Annotated in this window: 16 protein-coding genes; 3 read left to right on the forward strand and 13 right to left on the reverse strand. The window is 66.7% G+C overall.

The annotated features are described in order from the left end of the window. Window positions 1-17: 17 nt before the first annotated feature. Window positions 18-464: a gamma-glutamylcyclotransferase family protein gene (locus tag VNN77_14035; protein ID HXG52512.1), complete on the reverse strand. Its 447-nt coding sequence runs from the start codon at window positions 462-464 to the stop codon at window positions 18-20. A 191-nt stretch (window positions 465-655) separates the two neighbouring features. Here VNN77_14035 and VNN77_14040 point away from each other — a divergent pair, with 191 nt between their 5' ends. Further along, complete coding sequence (locus VNN77_14040) at window positions 656-1,732, forward strand: ornithine cyclodeaminase family protein (GenBank protein HXG52513.1); 1,077 nt, start codon at window positions 656-658, stop codon at window positions 1,730-1,732. A gap of 102 nt (window positions 1,733-1,834) precedes the next feature. Then, a complete protein-coding gene (locus VNN77_14045) occupies window positions 1,835-2,842 on the forward strand; it encodes an ABC transporter substrate-binding protein (protein ID HXG52514.1) in 1,008 nt (335 codons plus the stop codon). 18 nt (window positions 2,843-2,860) lie between these two features. On the opposite strand, the gene VNN77_14050 is transcribed toward VNN77_14045, so the two are convergent. The 3 genes from VNN77_14050 to VNN77_14060 all read right to left on the reverse strand — a co-directional run bounded on the left by VNN77_14050 (window position 2,861) and on the right by VNN77_14060 (window position 5,361). Continuing rightward, window positions 2,861-3,874: an ABC transporter substrate-binding protein gene (locus VNN77_14050; protein HXG52515.1), complete on the reverse strand. Its 1,014-nt coding sequence runs from the start codon at window positions 3,872-3,874 to the stop codon at window positions 2,861-2,863. 21 nt (window positions 3,875-3,895) lie between these two features. Beyond that, window positions 3,896-4,591, reverse strand: coding sequence for an iron-containing redox enzyme family protein (locus VNN77_14055; protein HXG52516.1), 696 nt, complete (start codon window positions 4,589-4,591; stop codon window positions 3,896-3,898). Between the two features lie 62 nt (window positions 4,592-4,653). Continuing rightward, window positions 4,654-5,361: a class II aldolase/adducin family protein gene (locus VNN77_14060; protein ID HXG52517.1), complete on the reverse strand. Its 708-nt coding sequence runs from the start codon at window positions 5,359-5,361 to the stop codon at window positions 4,654-4,656. A gap of 191 nt (window positions 5,362-5,552) precedes the next feature. Between VNN77_14060 and VNN77_14065 the strand changes: the two genes are divergently transcribed. Further along, window positions 5,553-5,873: a hypothetical protein gene (locus VNN77_14065; protein ID HXG52518.1), complete on the forward strand. Its 321-nt coding sequence runs from the start codon at window positions 5,553-5,555 to the stop codon at window positions 5,871-5,873. 16 nt (window positions 5,874-5,889) lie between these two features. On the opposite strand, the gene VNN77_14070 is transcribed toward VNN77_14065, so the two are convergent. From VNN77_14070 to VNN77_14110, 9 genes are all read right to left on the reverse strand, one after another. Next, complete coding sequence (locus VNN77_14070) at window positions 5,890-7,602, reverse strand: iron ABC transporter permease (GenBank protein ID HXG52519.1); 1,713 nt, start codon at window positions 7,600-7,602, stop codon at window positions 5,890-5,892. Between the two features lie 25 nt (window positions 7,603-7,627). Next, entirely contained in the window at window positions 7,628-8,701 is a 1,074-nt protein-coding gene (locus tag VNN77_14075; GenBank protein HXG52520.1) for an ABC transporter substrate-binding protein, read from the reverse strand. A 64-nt stretch (window positions 8,702-8,765) separates the two neighbouring features. Further along, a complete protein-coding gene (locus VNN77_14080) occupies window positions 8,766-9,377 on the reverse strand; it encodes a nuclear transport factor 2 family protein (GenBank protein ID HXG52521.1) in 612 nt (203 codons plus the stop codon). After that, window positions 9,374-10,027, reverse strand: coding sequence for a phosphatase PAP2 family protein (locus VNN77_14085; GenBank protein ID HXG52522.1), 654 nt, complete (start codon window positions 10,025-10,027; stop codon window positions 9,374-9,376). Before VNN77_14085 ends, VNN77_14080 begins: the two co-directional genes overlap by 4 nt. After that, window positions 10,024-10,752 (reverse strand): hypothetical protein, encoded by a 729-nt coding sequence (locus tag VNN77_14090; protein HXG52523.1) that lies wholly within the window; start codon window positions 10,750-10,752, stop codon window positions 10,024-10,026. Before VNN77_14090 ends, VNN77_14085 begins: the two co-directional genes overlap by 4 nt. Before the next feature lie 10 nt (window positions 10,753-10,762). Continuing rightward, window positions 10,763-11,692 carry a fatty acid desaturase gene (locus VNN77_14095; GenBank protein ID HXG52524.1) on the reverse strand — a complete coding sequence of 310 codons (930 nt, stop codon included), beginning with the start codon at window positions 11,690-11,692 and terminating at the stop codon, window positions 10,763-10,765. 9 nt (window positions 11,693-11,701) lie between these two features. Continuing rightward, window positions 11,702-12,565, reverse strand: coding sequence for a diiron oxygenase (locus tag VNN77_14100; GenBank protein HXG52525.1), 864 nt, complete (start codon window positions 12,563-12,565; stop codon window positions 11,702-11,704). After that, a complete protein-coding gene (locus VNN77_14105) occupies window positions 12,562-13,614 on the reverse strand; it encodes an aromatic ring-hydroxylating dioxygenase subunit alpha (GenBank protein ID HXG52526.1) in 1,053 nt (350 codons plus the stop codon). The genes VNN77_14100 and VNN77_14105 overlap by 4 nt, the downstream gene beginning before the upstream one ends. Window positions 13,615-13,631: 17 nt before the next feature. Then, complete coding sequence (locus tag VNN77_14110; protein HXG52527.1) at window positions 13,632-16,466, reverse strand: FG-GAP-like repeat-containing protein; 2,835 nt, start codon at window positions 16,464-16,466, stop codon at window positions 13,632-13,634. Between the last annotated feature and the right edge of the window lie 7 nt (window positions 16,467-16,473).

Raw genomic sequence — 16,473 nt, forward strand, 5'->3', positions numbered from 1 at the left:
CGGCGTGCGGCCGGGATTCAATCCGCGCAAGCGCCGGCGAGCCCCCGGAGCATCTCGAGGTAGGGGTGGGGTATCTTCCAGTGGGCGGCGCCTTCGACGATCAGGCCGATGTATTCCGCGCTCGGCGGCGGCACGTCGGGCTCGTCCGCCGCTACGTAAACGAGAGCTTCGAGCGGGCGGCGGCCGTCGTCGCGGCAATAGACGCGGACGGTCTCCCGGCGGTAGCCGTCCTCGAAACCGTCGAGGACGACGAGGTCGGGAGCGGCCACGTCGTAAACCACGCCCCAGACCTCGGCGCCGGGCTGGCGCAGGATATTGGCGGTGCCGCACCCGCGCAGCCGCGAGCGGCGCGTGATCGCGAAACGGTAATCGGGGAGGCGGGCGACGCTGACGAACGTCGCCGAGGGGCAGCGGCGCTGCATCTGCGGCCAGTTCATGTTCGACCCGTAGGCGAAGTAATACAAGCGACGTCCTCCCTCTGTTCCACGTCCGGCGCTTTCCCGTTCGGGTTCCGCGCGGCCTTCAAGAGGCGGATTCTAAAAGAAGCGGCAACCCCTGACAAGCAGCCCGGCGGCGTGCGTCGCGGCGGTTTGACAAGCGCGCGGTAATTCTCTAGGAGTGGTGCGGACGGACGAATCACGGCCGGAAAATCCGGATGTTGATCCTTTCCAACGAAGATATCGAAAAGCTTCTCCCCGTGGGCGCCTGCCTCGAGGTCCTCGAGCAGGCGTACCGGGATCTCGGCAACGGCCTGGCGGCGACCGTGCCGCGCTACGACGTCTTCAGCCCGACGAAGCCCGGCGAGTACTACGAGTACAAGACCATGAGCGGCGTGCTTCCGAACCGCAGGGTCGCCGCGCTCCGTCTCAATTCCAGCGTGGTGAAATGGTACGAGAAGGCCGGCGGCGTGCGCAAGGACAAGCTGCCGGCGGCGGGAGGAGACCGGTTCGTCGGGCTGGTGATGCTGTTCAGCACGGAAACCGGCGAGCCGCTCGCGATCTTTCCGGACGGCTACGTGCAGAAGCTGCGGGTTGCGGCCGCGAGCGCGATCGCCGCGCGCCATCTCGCCCGCCGAAACTCCCGGGTGATGGCGTTGCTGGGAGCCGGCTGGCAGGCCAGCGCGCACCTGGCGGCGCTCTGCGCGGTGCGCGAGCTCGGCGTCGTCAGGGTCTACAGCCCGACGCCTGAAAGCCGGCGGCGCTTCGTCGACGAGAACCGGGGCAGCGTCGCCGCCTCGGTCGAGGAGGCGGCGAGCGTCGAGGCGGCGATCGACGGTGCCGACATCGTCACCTGCGCCACCAACTCGATCTCGGCGGTCTTTTCGGGAGACCGGTTGCAGCCCGGCGTTCACGTCTCGTGCGTCAAGCCCTGCGAGCTGGACGCGACGGCGTACCGCCGCGCGGACCCCTTGATCATCCACTGGCGCGAGGCGAAGCCGTTTCAGATCCCGATCGGGGTCGATCCCATGACGATCCCGGACATCTCCGACGGATGGCTCCATCCGCTCACGCGGGAGCATGCGCCGGTCTGGGATTTGCCGACGATCGCGGACCTGGTCAACGGGCGCCATCCCGGCAGAACCCGCGACGACGCGATCACTTGCTTCTGCAACAACGTGGGGCTCGGGCTGCAGTTCGCGGCGGTCGGCAGCGAGGTGCTCGCCCGGGCGCGGGAAGCCAAGGTCGGACGCGAGATACCCACCGATTGGTTCCTCGAATCCGTACATCCCTGAGGTGGAGCGCGGACGAGCGGCTCGACCGGTCCGCTCGGCGCGCACGCCGCCGAGGAGGGCGGCGAGCGCGCGCGCCCCGGGCCCCTGTGCGAGGAGGAGAAGATGAAGAGCGGAATTCCGGAACGGAAATTTCTCGTCGCGGCTGCGATCTGGATCACCGCCGCGCTGCAGGGAGCTTTCCCGGCCCGGGCCGACCGGCTCAAGGTCGCTTACCCGACCACCGTGGGATCGATGGCCGTCGTCTGGGTCGCCAAGGAGGCGCGGCTGTTCGAAAAGCATGGTCTGGACGTCGAGCTGATTTACGTGGCGGGAAGCTCGAAGGTCGTCCAGGCGATGCTGGCGAGGGAGGTTCCGATCGCGGAGATCGCCATTCCGGCGGTGATCCAGTCCAATCTCGCCGGAGCGGACCTCGTGATGCTCGCCGGACCCAACCACAAGCCCGGCCAGAAGATCATGGTCAAGCCGGAGATCAGGCGCCCGGAGGACCTCAAAGGACGGAGGATCGGCGTTACGCGCTTCGGCACATCCGACGATTTCCTGCTGCGCTACATTCTCGGGCGCTGGGGGCTTCAGCCGGACCGCGAGGTGGCGTTGATTCAGATGGGCGGGTCCCAGGAGACGCTGGCGGGACTGGGCTCGCGCGCGATCGACGGCGGGATGCTCTCATCGCCGCTGCATCTGCGCGCGGCGAAGCTGGGCTTTTCCATGCTCGCGGACCTGAGCGCGATCGGCGTGGACTATCAGGGCGCGGGGGTGGTGACGACGCGCGGCTACGCGCGCGAGAACCCGAACGTGCTGCGCCGCTACCTGCGCGCGTACGTGGAGGCCCTCCACCGGTTCAAGACCGACAAGGAGTTCTCGGTAAAGGTGATCGGCAAGTATTCGCGCATCACCGAGCCCGATGCCCTTGAAGAGACCTACCGGCACTACGCGGTCAAGGTGATGCCGAGGGTGCCCTACCCCACGCTTCCGGGCATCCAGCTCGTGCTGGACGAGATCGCCTCGCGCAACCCCAAGGCCAAGGCGGTGACGCCCGCGAGCCTGATCGACGTTTCCTACCTCCAGGAGCTGGAGCAGGGCGGGTTCGTCAAATCGCTCTACGGCCGGTGAGCCAGCCGGGCCGCCGCGTTACAGGTCGAGCGTGCTCGGGGCGAAAAGGTCCTCGATTCTCACTCTCTCCGGGATCAGCCCCTGCTCGTGAGAAAAGGCGACGAGGGTCTCGAGCATCCCGCGGTTGGCCTTGACGCCGTACGGGTAGGGGTCCTCGCCGAATATCTCGCGCGTTCTCGCCAGGTACTCCGCGCCGAAGAAGAGCGCCGTCGGAATGGCATCGAGGAGTTTCGCGTTGAAGTGCTCCTTGGCGCGGACGAAGGCCGTATAGAGATTGAACGCCGCCCACGGATGCCTGCGGTGGATCTCTCCCCGGATGACATAGGCGTGATTGACGGGCAGGAAGCCCCATTTCCGGAAAAACCGGGCGCCCTCCGCCATGCGGTCGGGAAACAGGGGCTTGATCTTGCTCCAGTCCCCCCCGGCGCCGGCGATCCTGTGGGATCGTCCGATGACCGTGGGGGTGTTCTTCCAGGGGCTGCCGATCGCCGCCGCGTCGAGCTCGCCCGCGGCGAGCATCGAGGCCATGCTCTTTTCGGGCGGGATTCTCTGAAACGAGATCCCCGGCGGCGGAACGAAGCCGGTCGCGCCGCCGTGGCTCAGCTCCTCGGTTCGCTCCATGTACCAGTGAATCTTGTACTGCGATACGCCGAAGTCGTGCTCCAGGATGCCCCGGCTCCACAGCGCGGCGGTTTGCTGGTACTCGCCGACGCCGACCTTTTTTCCGGCGAGGTCGCCCGGACCGCGGACGCCCGAGTCGACGTGGTAGAAGATCTCGGTGTGGAAAAGGCGCCGGCTGGGAAAGACCGGAATCGCCGTCATGTCGAAGCCGCGGGCGCGCGCGATCAGGTAGGAGGACATCGACATCTCGGCGACGTCGAACTCCTGGAACCTGAGCTGGCGCCAGAAGGTCTCCGAGGGCGGCGAATAGGTCGGGATCAGTTCGATGCCCTCGACCGGCACGGAGCCGTCCATCAGCGGCTGCACCCGCTCGTTGTAAGCGGAAACGAAGCTCAACTCCAGTCTGGCCATCGCTTTCCTCGAGCAGCGGCGTCAGTAGTCGACGCTCCAGATGTCGTAGAGAAGCTCCATCCGGCGAAAGGTGTGCTCGCGCGTGAGCGCCTGCAGGTGCGGCGACGTGATGTAGCGGAGCGCGATCTCCTCCGCGAGGTTGCCGTGCTCCTCGTCGGCCTCGGCGTGAACGGTGAAGAAGCGCACGTCCTCGGGCTTCATGTTGTACTGTTCGATGAAGCCGCGACCGAGCGCGGCGGCGGCGGGGCTGAACGTTCCCTCGGCGCCGATCTGGATCGCCATCACCACGAACCAGGGCAGGGTGTGGATGATCAGCTCCACGTAGTAGAGGTGAGCGGCGGTCGCCGGCCGGAGCTCGGCGTGCTCGATCTGCTCGTCGGTCAGCCCGATCGACCTGGCGAAGCGCACGAACAGCTCGTTGTGGCCGGCGCTGCCGGTATCCAGGCCGCGGGTTTCTTCCTCGACCACGCCCCACAGTTTCCGGGCGATCTCGGGATCGCTGCAGGCGAGGTAGCGCAGCATGGCGATGCGCGGCACGGCGCGGCGGAACTGGTAGTCCTGCACGGCCCAGCGCCGGATCTCGTCCAGGGTCGCCTTGCCGGAGCAAACCGCTTTTACGAACGGATGATTGATCCGCAGCTTGTGGAATTTCTGGACGTCCCGCTTGAGCTGCTCGACGAATTCCGCCGACGAGAGGGCGGGAGACTGGCTGGTCATGGAAACTTCCTCCTCGTATCGCGTTTCGCGCGTCGCGTCGCGGCGAAGGGGAACGGCACGGGTCACGACCGGCCGCTCAGCCGGCTCACGAAATACTCCCAGCCGCGCATCGGGAAGCGCTGGTCCGCGTTGTAAACCTCCAGCTCCTCTTTCGTCAAGTACCTGGGCTCGCCGTGCAGCAGCGCGAGATGATTCCATTCTCCGAGCAGCGCCAGCCGGGTCGTCCGCTCGACCACCTGCTCGATCGACTCCCCCACGACGGCGTCGCCGTGGGCCCGCATCAGCACGGCGGGGGCGCTGCCGAGCGCCCTGGCGAGCGCCTCTCCCCGTTCCAGGGTTCGCACGAGCCCGGCTCCCTGGTACACGGGCGGGCCTTCCGGCGGCAGGAACTTCCCGTAATGATGCAGCGGCCTCAGCTTGATCGGCAGCACGCTGAAGATCGTGCTCCACTTCGAATGGGTGTGGGCCACGCTGACGACATCGGGGCGCGCCTTGAGAATGCAGGCGTGAATCGGCCACTCATTCGGCGGCGTGCCGGAGCCTCCGAGCCGGTTGCCTTCGAAATCCTGGAGAACGAGCCGGTCGACGGTGGCGCAGCCGGGGCTCACGTTGGCGATGGTGAGGAACGCGTCGGCCCCGGGCACGCGCACGCTCACGTGGCCGTAGCCGTCCGTGATCCCTTCACGATCGAGGATGCGGCAGGCGGTCACCAGCTTTTCCTTGAGCGGGTCGAGCTCGGGCGAGTCAAAGGCGGGGAGCTTGGCCGTCATGAGAACCTCCGCGGCGGACCGGATCGAGCCGCTCGCAGCGGCAATCTAGTCGCGCCGGCCCGGGGGTGTCAAGGACCCGGACGCCGCGCGCTGAGGCCGTAGCGCGACCAGGGTCCGTGTTGACGCGAGCCCCCGCCGGCGATAGGCTCGCCGCGTCTCGCCCGAGCCCGGTTCCGAGGGAGGAGATCCGAATGAGAAACATCGTAAGGATGCGGTTTGCGATTCCGTTGCTCGCGTTGCTTGCGGCCTGCACGACGGCGGGTCCGATCGTCTCCGAAAGGCAGCTCGTGGGCACCTGGTACGTCGGCGGCGACCGTAACCGGCGCTGCGAGATCGTGCAGGTGCGCGGCGGGCTCGAGGCGCGAAACGAGCGCGGATCGACGACGCCGCTCGTGCGCGAGTCCTATCGGATCGTGCTCGCCACGGCGTGGGAGGGCGGCTTGCGCGGGGAGCTTCGCGGCGATCGCATCGAATGGGCGAACGGCACGTACTGGACGCGATCCGCCCGCTGACCGCCGGGCCGCGGGCTCAAGGCCGCTCCTGGACGCCGAAGCGCCGCCCGATCGCCTGGCCGGTCGAGACCAGGGCGATGAGCAGGAGGAAGATCAGCACCCCGAACGCGCTCAGCTCCTGGAACGAGCCGTTCTCCCACAGGTCGTAGATCACCACGGCCGCGGTGCGATTGCGCGAGCGGGCGAGCATGAGCGCGATGGTCAGCTCGCGGTAAGCGTGCACCATCACCCAGAACCATCCGGCCATGAGACCCGGGCGGAGCAGCGGCAGATAGATCCGCCGGAAGGTGCTCCACCAGCCGCCGCCGGCGACGGCTGCGGCTTCCTCGAGCTCGGTGTGGATCTGCACCATCGAAGCGGAGACGAAGCGCAGCGCCACGGCCATGTACCGGGTAACGTAGGCAAGGCCGATGATGGTGAGCGTACCCAGCACCGGCAGGGGCACGAGAAGATAAAACCACAGAAAGGCGGCGCCGAGCACCACGCTGGGCATCGCGATCGGCGCGAAGCCGAGGAAGTCGATGAGCTTGCGACCGCGCATCCGGGTCTTGTGCACGAAATAGCTCATGGCGGAAACGAGCAGCATGACCGCGGTGGCCGAGCCCAGCCCTACCAGCGTGCTGTTCCACAACGGGTCGACGGAGTAAGCCGCGTCGGAAAGGATCTCGCGGTAGTTTCTCAGGTCCATGGACCGCAACGCCTGCAGCGACGGCGGCTGGTAGCGTGCGAGAAAAGAGGCGTAGAGCATGACAAGAAACGGCAGCCCGGTAACGAGGAAAACCAGAAAGACGCTCAGCGCGCAGGTCAGGTACCGCAGCCGGCCCAGGTCGAGCCGCCTGGGCCTGAAGTCCTTGCCGGTTACCGTCTGGTAGCGTTCCCCGTGGCGCACCAGCCGGAGGTAGCCCGCCAGCAGGAGCGAGCTGAGCGCCAGGATCGCCACCGAATAAGCCCCTGACAGCCCCCAGTCCGTGGGCGTTCTGGAGGTGTTGTAGAAGATCTCGGTGGTGTAGACGCGCACCCGTGCCCGGCCGCCGAGCAGCAGCGGCACCTCGAAGGTTTCCACCGTGTAGATCAGCAGCAGAAGGACGGCGGCGCCGACCGCCGGCAGGATCAGCGGCAGGGAAATCGTCCGCAGCGTCCGCCAGTGGCCGGCGCCGGCCGCGGCCGACGCCTCCTCGAGGCGCGGGTCCATCGACTGCAGAGCGGCCGAGAGCAGCAGGTAGGCGAGCGGCGTCATCTCGAGCGAGTGAACCCACACCATCCCCGAGAAGGAATAAACGTTGAAAATCCCGCGGCCCCCGGTGAGCGGCGCGGCGAGCGCGTTGAGGAGGCCGATGTTGGGGCTCGCCAGGAGAATCCAGGCGACGGTGATCAGGATGCCCGGAATGACGATGCGGCCGAGCGTGATCAACCCGATCAGGCGCGCAAGCGGGGTGTTCGTGCGGTGCACCACCCACGCGAGAAACGTCCCGAAGGCGAAGGCGAGCGCCGTGGACGCCAGGGCGAAACGGGCGGTGTTCCACGTCGCGCTCCAGAAGTCGCGCGAGCCGAAGGCGCGGGCGTAGTTCGCGAGCGAGAAGCTGAGCTCGAAGAATCCCGGCTCGCCGGGGCGCTGGACCTTGAGGCTCGTCCAGACCACCATCGACAGAGGGACGAGGACCTGGTAGGCGAGGACGAGAACGATCAGCGCCAGCGCCGGCGCGCCGCCGTCCAGGGAAATCCGCCTCATCCCGTTTCCGGTCCTTGCCGCCGGGTTATTTCTTCTTGCCGATGTACTGATTCCAGTAACCGTGCAGCCGCTCGACGATGTCGTCGCTCACGTAGCCGAACGGCACGAGCTTGACGTTGTCGGGCAGGTAGGGGTGCCTGCCGATCAGCGGCCCACGCCACTCGTCGGCCGTGTACTTCTGGCTTTCGTCGGAGAGCGTCCAGTCGGTGAAGAGAGCCGCGGCGTAGGGGTTCGGCGCGTTCTTGTTGATGATCATGGCGCCGGCATACGCCAGAATGGGAGCCGTGTAAACGATCGCGTAGGGCGTCTTGGGGTCTTTTTTCTTGGCTTCCGCGCCGACGTAGAGGAAATTGTCGCCCTGGATGGCGTGGTCGCCGGCGAGCATGAGGTTCATCCGCTGCGTGTGGCCGCGCTGGATGATCGGCTGGTTCTCGCCCATGCACTTCATCCAGGCTTTGAGCTTTTCCTCTCCCATCATGACGTATAGGCCCACCATGAAGCGGGTCTCGGGCGGGTCGAAGGAGACCTGTCCCTTGTAGGCCGGGTTGCAGAGGTCCTGCCAGCTTTTCGGCGCCTTTTCCGGCGGGATCAGGTTGGTGTTGTAAGAGATGCCGTGCTCGCTCCAGTACCACGGCACCCAGCGCTCCTCCTTGTCGAGGAACCCCTGGTGGGTCTTGGGGATTCGCCTGGTCTCCGGCGTGGGGTAGCGCGCCACCAGCCTTTGCTTGAGGATCACCGGCATGTCGGGAACCGCGAGGCTGATGGCGTCGGTCAAATGGCGGCCTGCGGTCTCCTCGGCGATGAACCGCTCGGCGGCGTCCTGCGAGCCCATGTCGGCCATTTCGACCCGGACGAACGGGTAGCGCTTCTCGAACAGGCGCACCTGGTCGCGCGCGAGCTTGCCGCGGAACGTATGGATGAAATTGAGCTTGCCCTCCTTGCGCGCCCCGTCCTCGAGCCTTTTCCGGCGGTCCTCCGGCTTGAGCTTCGCCAGCTCCGCGTACAACCGTTCCGGCGCCTGCGCCGCGGCGGCGCTCGCGAGCGACAGGCAAAACCACATCGCCAGCAATCCCGCAGCTCCCGTCGAAAACGCTCTCATCGTCGCTCCTTGTCCGGTTTGTTGGGCTGTCAACCGGCTCCTATATTCCACGCGTGACCCCGGGTCAAGCCACGGAAGAGGCCCTTCTCCGTGAGCGGCGCCAGACGAAACAAACCGTCATTCCGAGCGCGATACCCGCGATCAACCCGCCGGATCCGTAAGCCCATTTCACGGCCTCGAGCTGCGCCTGCACGAAAACGTTGGCGAGCGGATCAATCGAGCCGTGGAGGCGAATGACCTTCCACCCGTCGCTGTCCCTGCGGCTGACCGCAGTCCAGAGCATGGGGAAGCGGTATTCCCCGCCGCTCGCCGGGCGGATCAACTCGTCGGTCGTGCCGTGGGAGACGGCGATGTCGCCGTAAAGGTCCGTCCTGGTCAGGTGGACCTTTACTTCGTACGAGCCGCCCTTGCCGATCATGCCCCAGATCTTCTTGAAATAGGCCTGCAGCTCCTGCGGTGTCTTGACCTCCTCTCCCGTCGGAGTTACGGCGCTGACGTCGGGAGCGAGATGGGGCATCAGCCGCGTGAGGTCGTCGGATTTCACGACCTCCTCGTAGAGGGACCTGATCTTGGCCAGCGCGGCGCGGTCGGCGTTTTCGCCGCCCGGGTCGGTCCCGGCGATCGCCCCGGCCGAGCAGATCATGATCGCGGCGGCGGCCAGCAACAGCACGTTCATGGTTTTGTCCTCCCTTGGTCGAGATTCTTTGCTGCCGGAGAAGCTCGAAAGGCCAACCAGTAGGCCGCCCAGCCCAGCAGGCTGCCGGCGAGCACGTCGAGCAAGACGTGCTCCTTGACGGCCAGGGTCGCATAGAGAATCGCGAGCGCCCAGGCCCACAGCGCAATTCGCCACGACCCCGGGTGCCGGAAGTCGGCCGCGGTCTGCTCGTAGCACAGAGCCGAAAAGATCGCCATGGCCGCGTGGAGCGAAGGACAGGCGTTCCGTGGGGAGACGGCCTGCGTCAGCTGAACGTAAAAAGCGCTCGCCGCCCCAGGGTCCGGCCGCCGGACTGCGGTCGGCCACACGAGGAACACCAGGTCCGCGGCAAGGCTCAGGAGGCAGACCCCGACGGCGTAGCGCCGCAGCCGGGTGAGGTCGGTCATTTGAAGAGGCGCCACCGGCATCAACAGGAAGAGCGACAGGTACAGCCACAGGGCGCGGTCGTCGAAGCCGATCCATTCATCGACCGGGGTCTCCGGCATCAGAGTCACGGGAAAAAAAGTATGGTGCTGCAGGGCATAGTAGGGAACGAGCGCCCAGAGATTGAGCCCCAGAGCCAGGGCCAGCTTGCAGCCCAGGTGCTTTCGAATCCGGTCGATCCGTGTCACGATGGATCTTCCGAGCAGGGCGCGGGCCGTGGCCGGACGCCGCCGGCGGTCCCGCTTTTCACCCGGCGGCCGTCTTTCCAGATCGAGAACGGGGGGAGCACCAGCAGGGCGGGCGGGCTCTCGCCGGCGGCGATCGCGGAGCCGGCGGTGAGCAGCGAATAGCCGCCGACCGTCGCGCGGTCGCCGATCCTTACGGTCCCGAGAAGAAGTTCGGTTCGGCCGGAGCGGTCACGCGTGAACACGTGGGGATTGATCTGAACGCGGGCGCCGAAGACGACGTCGTCTCCCACCGACACGAACGGCCGGTCCAGCACGCTGACCCCCGGAGCCCAGAAGGCGAGCCTGCCGATTCGAGCGCCCCACAGACGCAACCACGCGGAATAAGCTCCGGGGATCAGACGCAAGGCTTCCTCGAGGAACCCGGCGCGGCAGAACACCATCTGTAGCTGCAGCAGGGCCCACCACGCGAAAAACGCGGTCGAAGGCACCGGGATCCGGCCCTCCGGAATTTTCGACAGGCGCCGCACCGCGCGAGCGAGCCCGGGCGGAACCAGATAGAGGGTCGCGACGGCGGCCGCCGCGCGCCAGATGAGAGCCTCGGCGGCGAAGGCCGCCGAGGCGGCGACGAGAGCGAGGTGCGCGAACGGCAGAACGTTCAGCCCGAGAAGGATGAGGCGCGAGCTGAGCGGCCAGCGCTCGAGTGCCAGCGCTTCGCCGGCCGCCACAGGGCGCGATCTACCGAATGACGGCGCCGCCATAGAGATTCTCGATCCTTTCCGTGGTGAACGTCGGCCCGCGCCACATCCGGGCATAAGCGGTCAGCAGATTGCCTCGCTCGAAGGGCGCGCCCGAGTACAGCCCGGGCAGGTAGATCCAGGGCACGGTGGGGCTCATGTGGTGGTTGAGATGCCAGTTGTGGTTGAGCCACAGCGCGTCGAGCCAGCGCAACGTCCGCAGGTTGCGGGCGCCCCACCGGACGTCGCGCACGGTGTCGAAGTGGTGGACGTACTGCATCGCGGACCAGCTGAATCCGAACCCGAAGAGGACGAGCGCGTAGTTGAGCAGGGGGATGTCGCCCGACCAGATCAGTCCGCCGTGCAGGGCGATCGCGGCAAGGGCTTCCCCGCGGATCCAGCGGGCGAACTTCCGGTTGAGCGAGGCCAGGAAAGCGGCCGTAGGCCGGTCGAACGAGGCGTACTTCGGCTGCAGGAGCGTCGGTTTGATCGCGGCCAGGAAATTCCCCAGCGCGATCACGAGCCAGAACAGGCCTGTCAGGATCCCGTAGAACTGGAGGCGCTTCCATAGGGGGTTCTCTCCCTCGAAGTAGAAATCGAAGGCTTCGTCGTCGGAGCGGTTGCGCAGGTGGTGGCCCAGGTGCCCCTGGCGGAGCAGGTGGAACGGCGCGGGGAAGAACAGAGCCAGCAATATCCCCCCGAGCTGGTTGATTCGGGGATCTGGATGGAAGAGGTTGTGCTCCGCCTCGTGCAGGAGCGCGTAACCGGAGTTCATGGCGATCCCGTAGCACAGGGCGACCGCGACCAAGCCAAGCCAGTTCTCCACCTGGCCGGCGAGGTACAACAAGGCCGGGAGCGCGACGAGCTGGGCCGCCAGGATGGCGAGGTTGAGACGGACCGGGATCGGAAAATCGGGCCTTGCGGGCGGCATCATGGCTCCTCAGCGGGCGAGCAATGCCTCCCGGACCGGGTCCATCTCCGGTACGGCGCGCAGGCGGTCGAGAGTCCTTGGAATGGTGGCGCCGGAGTGGAGCGCATCCCTCCAGGCCGGGTCGGCGCCCACGGCGGCGAGGGCGCGGCGGATCTCGGGCAGCCGGAAACGCAGCTCCGGGAACCGGACGGCGAGCTCCCGCACGACGCGCCAGTTGGACCGTTTGGGTGTGATGAGGAACTCGTCCACGATCCACCGGAGCAGGATGGCGTTGAGACGGCGGCTCCAGGCGGGGATTTGCGGCCACAGGACGTCGAGAATCTGCTGATCCCAGTGAACGTGTCCGATCTCGTCGCCGACATGGAGCCTGTGGAGAGCGACGAAATTGGGCTCGAGCCGGTCTTTGCCGCGCAGGTATTCGAGACCGATGGCCACCGCGCGCTCTTCTTCCAGGAGCATGAGCCAAATCACGAGCGAAAAGAAAAACGGCCGCCGGGCCGCGGCTCGAACGACGCGGTGCCACCCGGGCGACAGTGCGAGGAAATGAAAGTCGCGCCGCCGGTAGAGTTCAGGGAAGCACCGACGGTTGAGCCGCCGAAACAACCGCGAATGACGCTTTTCCTCGGCCAGGAAGGTTCGCAGAGAGCCCCGCAGCGGCCCGGGCAGACGGTCCGAGAGCGAGCGTAGAGCCGGCTCGGCGAGGCAGCGCTCGAGAAACATGATCTGCTCGTTACAGTAGCAGCCGTGCAGCTGGTTGTAGCACAGCCGCTGCTCCTCGTTGAGGTCGCGGTAGATCGACGTGTAGAAAAGGGGCGTCAGGAACTCGGGGACGAAACACGACGACCGGTCCACGACGTCCCGGGATCGGATCATGGAGCCGCCTCCCCGGCCGCGGGAGCGGAGCGCGCGTCGTCGGCTCCTGCCGGCTCGTTCAGCGAGCCGCTGGATTCCGGGTCGAAGACTTGCATCGCGTTGACCTGCAGCACGAAGGTCGCCAGCGCGGCGTCGGCGGCAGTCAGGTTGCTGCGGAATTCCAGCGTGTCGAGCAGCGCACGGTCTCTTGCGAGGATGTTCCCCATGATCAACCTGAGCGCGCCCAGCAGCAGCAGATCGGTTCCGATCCAGCGCCTCCAGCCGCGTTGCCTCGGCGCGAAGAGGAAGGTTTGACTGGCGCTTCGACCGCCCGCCGAGGGGCGGTGGGTGAACAGGACCAACAGCGGCACGGGGCCGGCGCTTCCTTCCAGGGTCGCCAGGTTCCCTCCCCACGTGGTGAACGTGACGTCGACGACGTCACCGGCGATGCGACGCAACGCGATCTGGAAGAAGCTGCGGCCTCGCAACCGGATCCGCAGGCGCAAGCGGATGCGATAGGGGTCGAGCTGCTCGGCCACGGGCGCTTCGGCGAACTCCAGCCCGTGAACGGCCTTGAAGTGATGGATATCGAGGCCGTTGCAGGTGACGACGTGCGGGTGACAGTTGATCGTCTGCGGCGGGAGCGCGACCGCGGCCAGCTGCTCGTCGCTCCATCGGGAAAAGGAGGGAATGGGGAACAACGCGCGCGGGCCGTTGAAGATCCACACGGCGCCGTACCTCTCGTCGGTGGGATAGGAGAAGGTGCGGGCGGACGGAGGGATCGCATCCAGCGACGGGGCGTGAACGCACCGGCCGCTGCGGTCGAAGGTCCAGCGGTGAAAGACGCACTGCAACCGATCTCCGATCACCTGGCCGCGCCCCAGGTCGGCGCCGAGATGCGGGCAGCGCCCGCCCAGGGCCTGGACCTTGCCGTCGCGCCCGCGATAAACGGCGACTCGCCGCCGCGCGAGCTCGCGGGAGAGCGCTCGGCCGGGGCGCACCTCGGCGGACCGGGCCACCACGTACCAGCTCTGCACCGCGACCGCCGGATTGTTGAAGATTTCGCCCACGGTTCCTGCCTTACCTCTCAGCGCGACTGCACGATCGTATGGTAACGGTTGGCCTCCATCGGACCGACGGAGACCGGCGGCGCCCCGCACCAGGAAATCGAGACCTCCACGCTCTCGACTCCGGCTCCGAGCCCGAAGTGCTGGCGCCGCTCGCCCTGAGCCGCGAACGCGTTGACCGCATGAACCTCCCGGATCTGACGCGCCGGAGCGCCGCGCTCCGTGTAGGAGAGGACGATCCGGCTGCCGACGGCGTCGCGGTTGCACGTGACGCCGTCCCCTTCCAGGAGGAAGCCGATCCAGTGACGCGGTCGCGCCGCCGGGCCGGACGGCTTTTTCGCGTCGTAGAGCGCGTTGCGGTAGAGCTCCAGCGGCGCGTACAGGCGCGTGATCGCAACGTCCAGCGCGCCGTCGTCGTCGAAGTCGGCGAGCAGCGCGCCTCGGGACGGCGTCCGGGGCTTCCATCCCAGCCGCTCCGCGATGTCGACGAACTGCAGCCTCGAGTAGTTGCCGCGGTTCAGGTAGATCCGGTCGGCCTCTTTGCCGTTGATGCAACGCCCCCGGAGGTCCCCCCACATGTCGGCGTACGTATGAATCTCCGGGCCGGAGCGCATGAGCTTTTCGTTGACGTACCAGTAGTCCGGACAGGTCGCGAATCGCTTGTCCAGCGAATCGTCGACCATTCCGTTCGTCTGCACGATGTCGAGCCATCCGTCGTTGTCGAGGTCTCCGAGGGCGGCGCCCCAACCGAAGCGGTGCTCGTTCAAGGCCGAGCGCTGCCATGCTTCGTCCACGAAACGGGGAACGAAGCGGTCGCGTGACGGATAGGTCATCCACAGCAAGCTTCCCTCCGCCTGCAGCGGCACGTGAACATTGGAGACGTAGATATCGAGGAAACCGTTGCGGTCGATGTCTCCCAGCGACACGTTCATTCCCTTGTAGGTGTCGCGGCCGATGCTGCCGAACAGTCTTCCCTGGACGCGGCGAAAGCGTTTGCCGCCCTCGTTGAGATAGAGGTCGTCGGGTCCGAAGTCGTTGGCGACGTAAAGGTCCGGCCACCCGTCGTTGTTGAGGTCGCCGGAAGCCACCGCCAGGCTCCAGTGCGTCTCGGCCATTCCCAGCGCCCGGATATCCATCTTTTGAAAGCGGCCGTTCCCGAGATTGCGATACAGCGCGTTCAGTCCGCCGTTCTCGGCATTGTCCCAGCTGCTGTGCATGAACGGAAGCATGCGCCGATCGCCGGGGAACTCGGGCGCGGGGAGTCGGAAGATATTGAGGGGGTGAGGCGGCCGGTAGCGCTCCAGATAAGGATTGAGGGCGTTGGCGATGAAAAGGTCGAGCCTGCCGTCGCGATCGAAGTCCAGGAACGTCGCCGCGATACTGACGGCGTGCTCATCGATCCCCGCCGCCCGGGTGACGTCTTCGAAACCGGCCTCTCCGGTCTCGGCCAACCGGTTCCGCAGCAGCACGATCTTGCCGTAGGAGACGGTGAGCAGAAGGTCCTGGTCGCCGTCGTTGTCGTAGTCGGCAAAGACTCCTCCGGACAGCAGACCCCGCGCCGCCGGATCGCCGGCGATCTCGCGGAACGCTGGAACCTCGACGGGCTCGAAACGGAACGAGCCCAGGTTGCGATAGAGCGCCACGGGCCGGTCGGAGAACGGAGCGGTCACCAAAAGGTCGATCCGGCCGTCGTTGTCGAAGTCGGCGACCGCGGCCGCCGCTCCCGCGGAGAGCAGCCATTTGGCGACGTGGCGGACACGGGCGTCGGCGCGATCGAGGAGCGCCCCGTCGCGTCGCGAGCTGATCCCGGAATCGGCCGGGGCGACGGGCGTCAGGAGAAAGGCCGGCGCGCCCGCAGCGATGCCGGGACGGACGAGATGGCGGTAGGCCAGAAGCAGCGCCGCGCCCGCCAGCCCGACGGTGACGAGCGGTCTCCACGTCGCCCAGCGGAAGACGGCGCGGGAGAAAAGAGCCCCCCAGCCGCGCGACCGCAGCCGTCGGCAGTGCAGCCAGAGGAAGCGCGCGGTGGCCACTATGAACGCGGCGTAGAAGAACGTATAGAGGCTGGTCAGCGTGTGGAGGTAGAGGTCGACCAGGACGAGCGCCAGGGCCAGACCGATCTGCTGCCGGGGAGCGGCCGGCGACGTTTGCGGGTCGGTGATCATGTAGAAGACGAATATGAAGAACGGGGCGGAGGTGAGCGTGCCCAGCAGGAGAGCCTCCGGAGGGAGGTACCACCGCATGATATAGGCGCGCAAAGCGATCTGGACGAGATAGAAGGAGAGGAACGAGATGATCAGAGGGTTGCGGCCGATTCGGAAAACGAAAAGGCTCAGCGCGGCCGTGGCGATGAAGGCCGACATCGCCCACGTGCCGCCCCACTGGTAGGCGGGAGCGGTGGTGATCAGGTCGCCCCCCGCCAGCAGCGAGACCGCGACGCCGAACATCGAGGGATTGTAGACGTGGCGGCCCTCGAAGGTAAAGACGTATTTCGAACCGATGGCCAGGAAAACCGGGAGGAAGAGAAGGTAGTTGTTGTGGGCGTAGTTGAGGAGCAGGGCGAGCGAAAGGCCGGTGATGTAAGCGCTGAGCGGAAACACGCGCGCGCCCCGCAGCAGGTAGCAGAGCGCCGAATCGAAAAGACAGGAAGCGCCCACCGTGAGCAGGATCTGCAGGGGCGTGCGGTTGAAGCGGAGAACCGTGCAGCCGAGAACGGCATACAAAGTCAGGATCGCCGCGAAAGGAATGCGCGGGTCGCCCGGCAGGGGAAGAGCCCAGCCGCCGCGCAAGGGACGCGGCACCGCGGGAGGGCCCGGTGTTCGCTCGGTCACAAGGAACGACTCGGCGCGCTCCATCCGAGGC

This window comes from Candidatus Zixiibacteriota bacterium, assembly GCA_035574315.1.
In the GTDB taxonomy this organism is placed as follows: Bacteria; Desulfobacterota; Binatia; order UBA9968; family UBA9968; genus DATLYW01.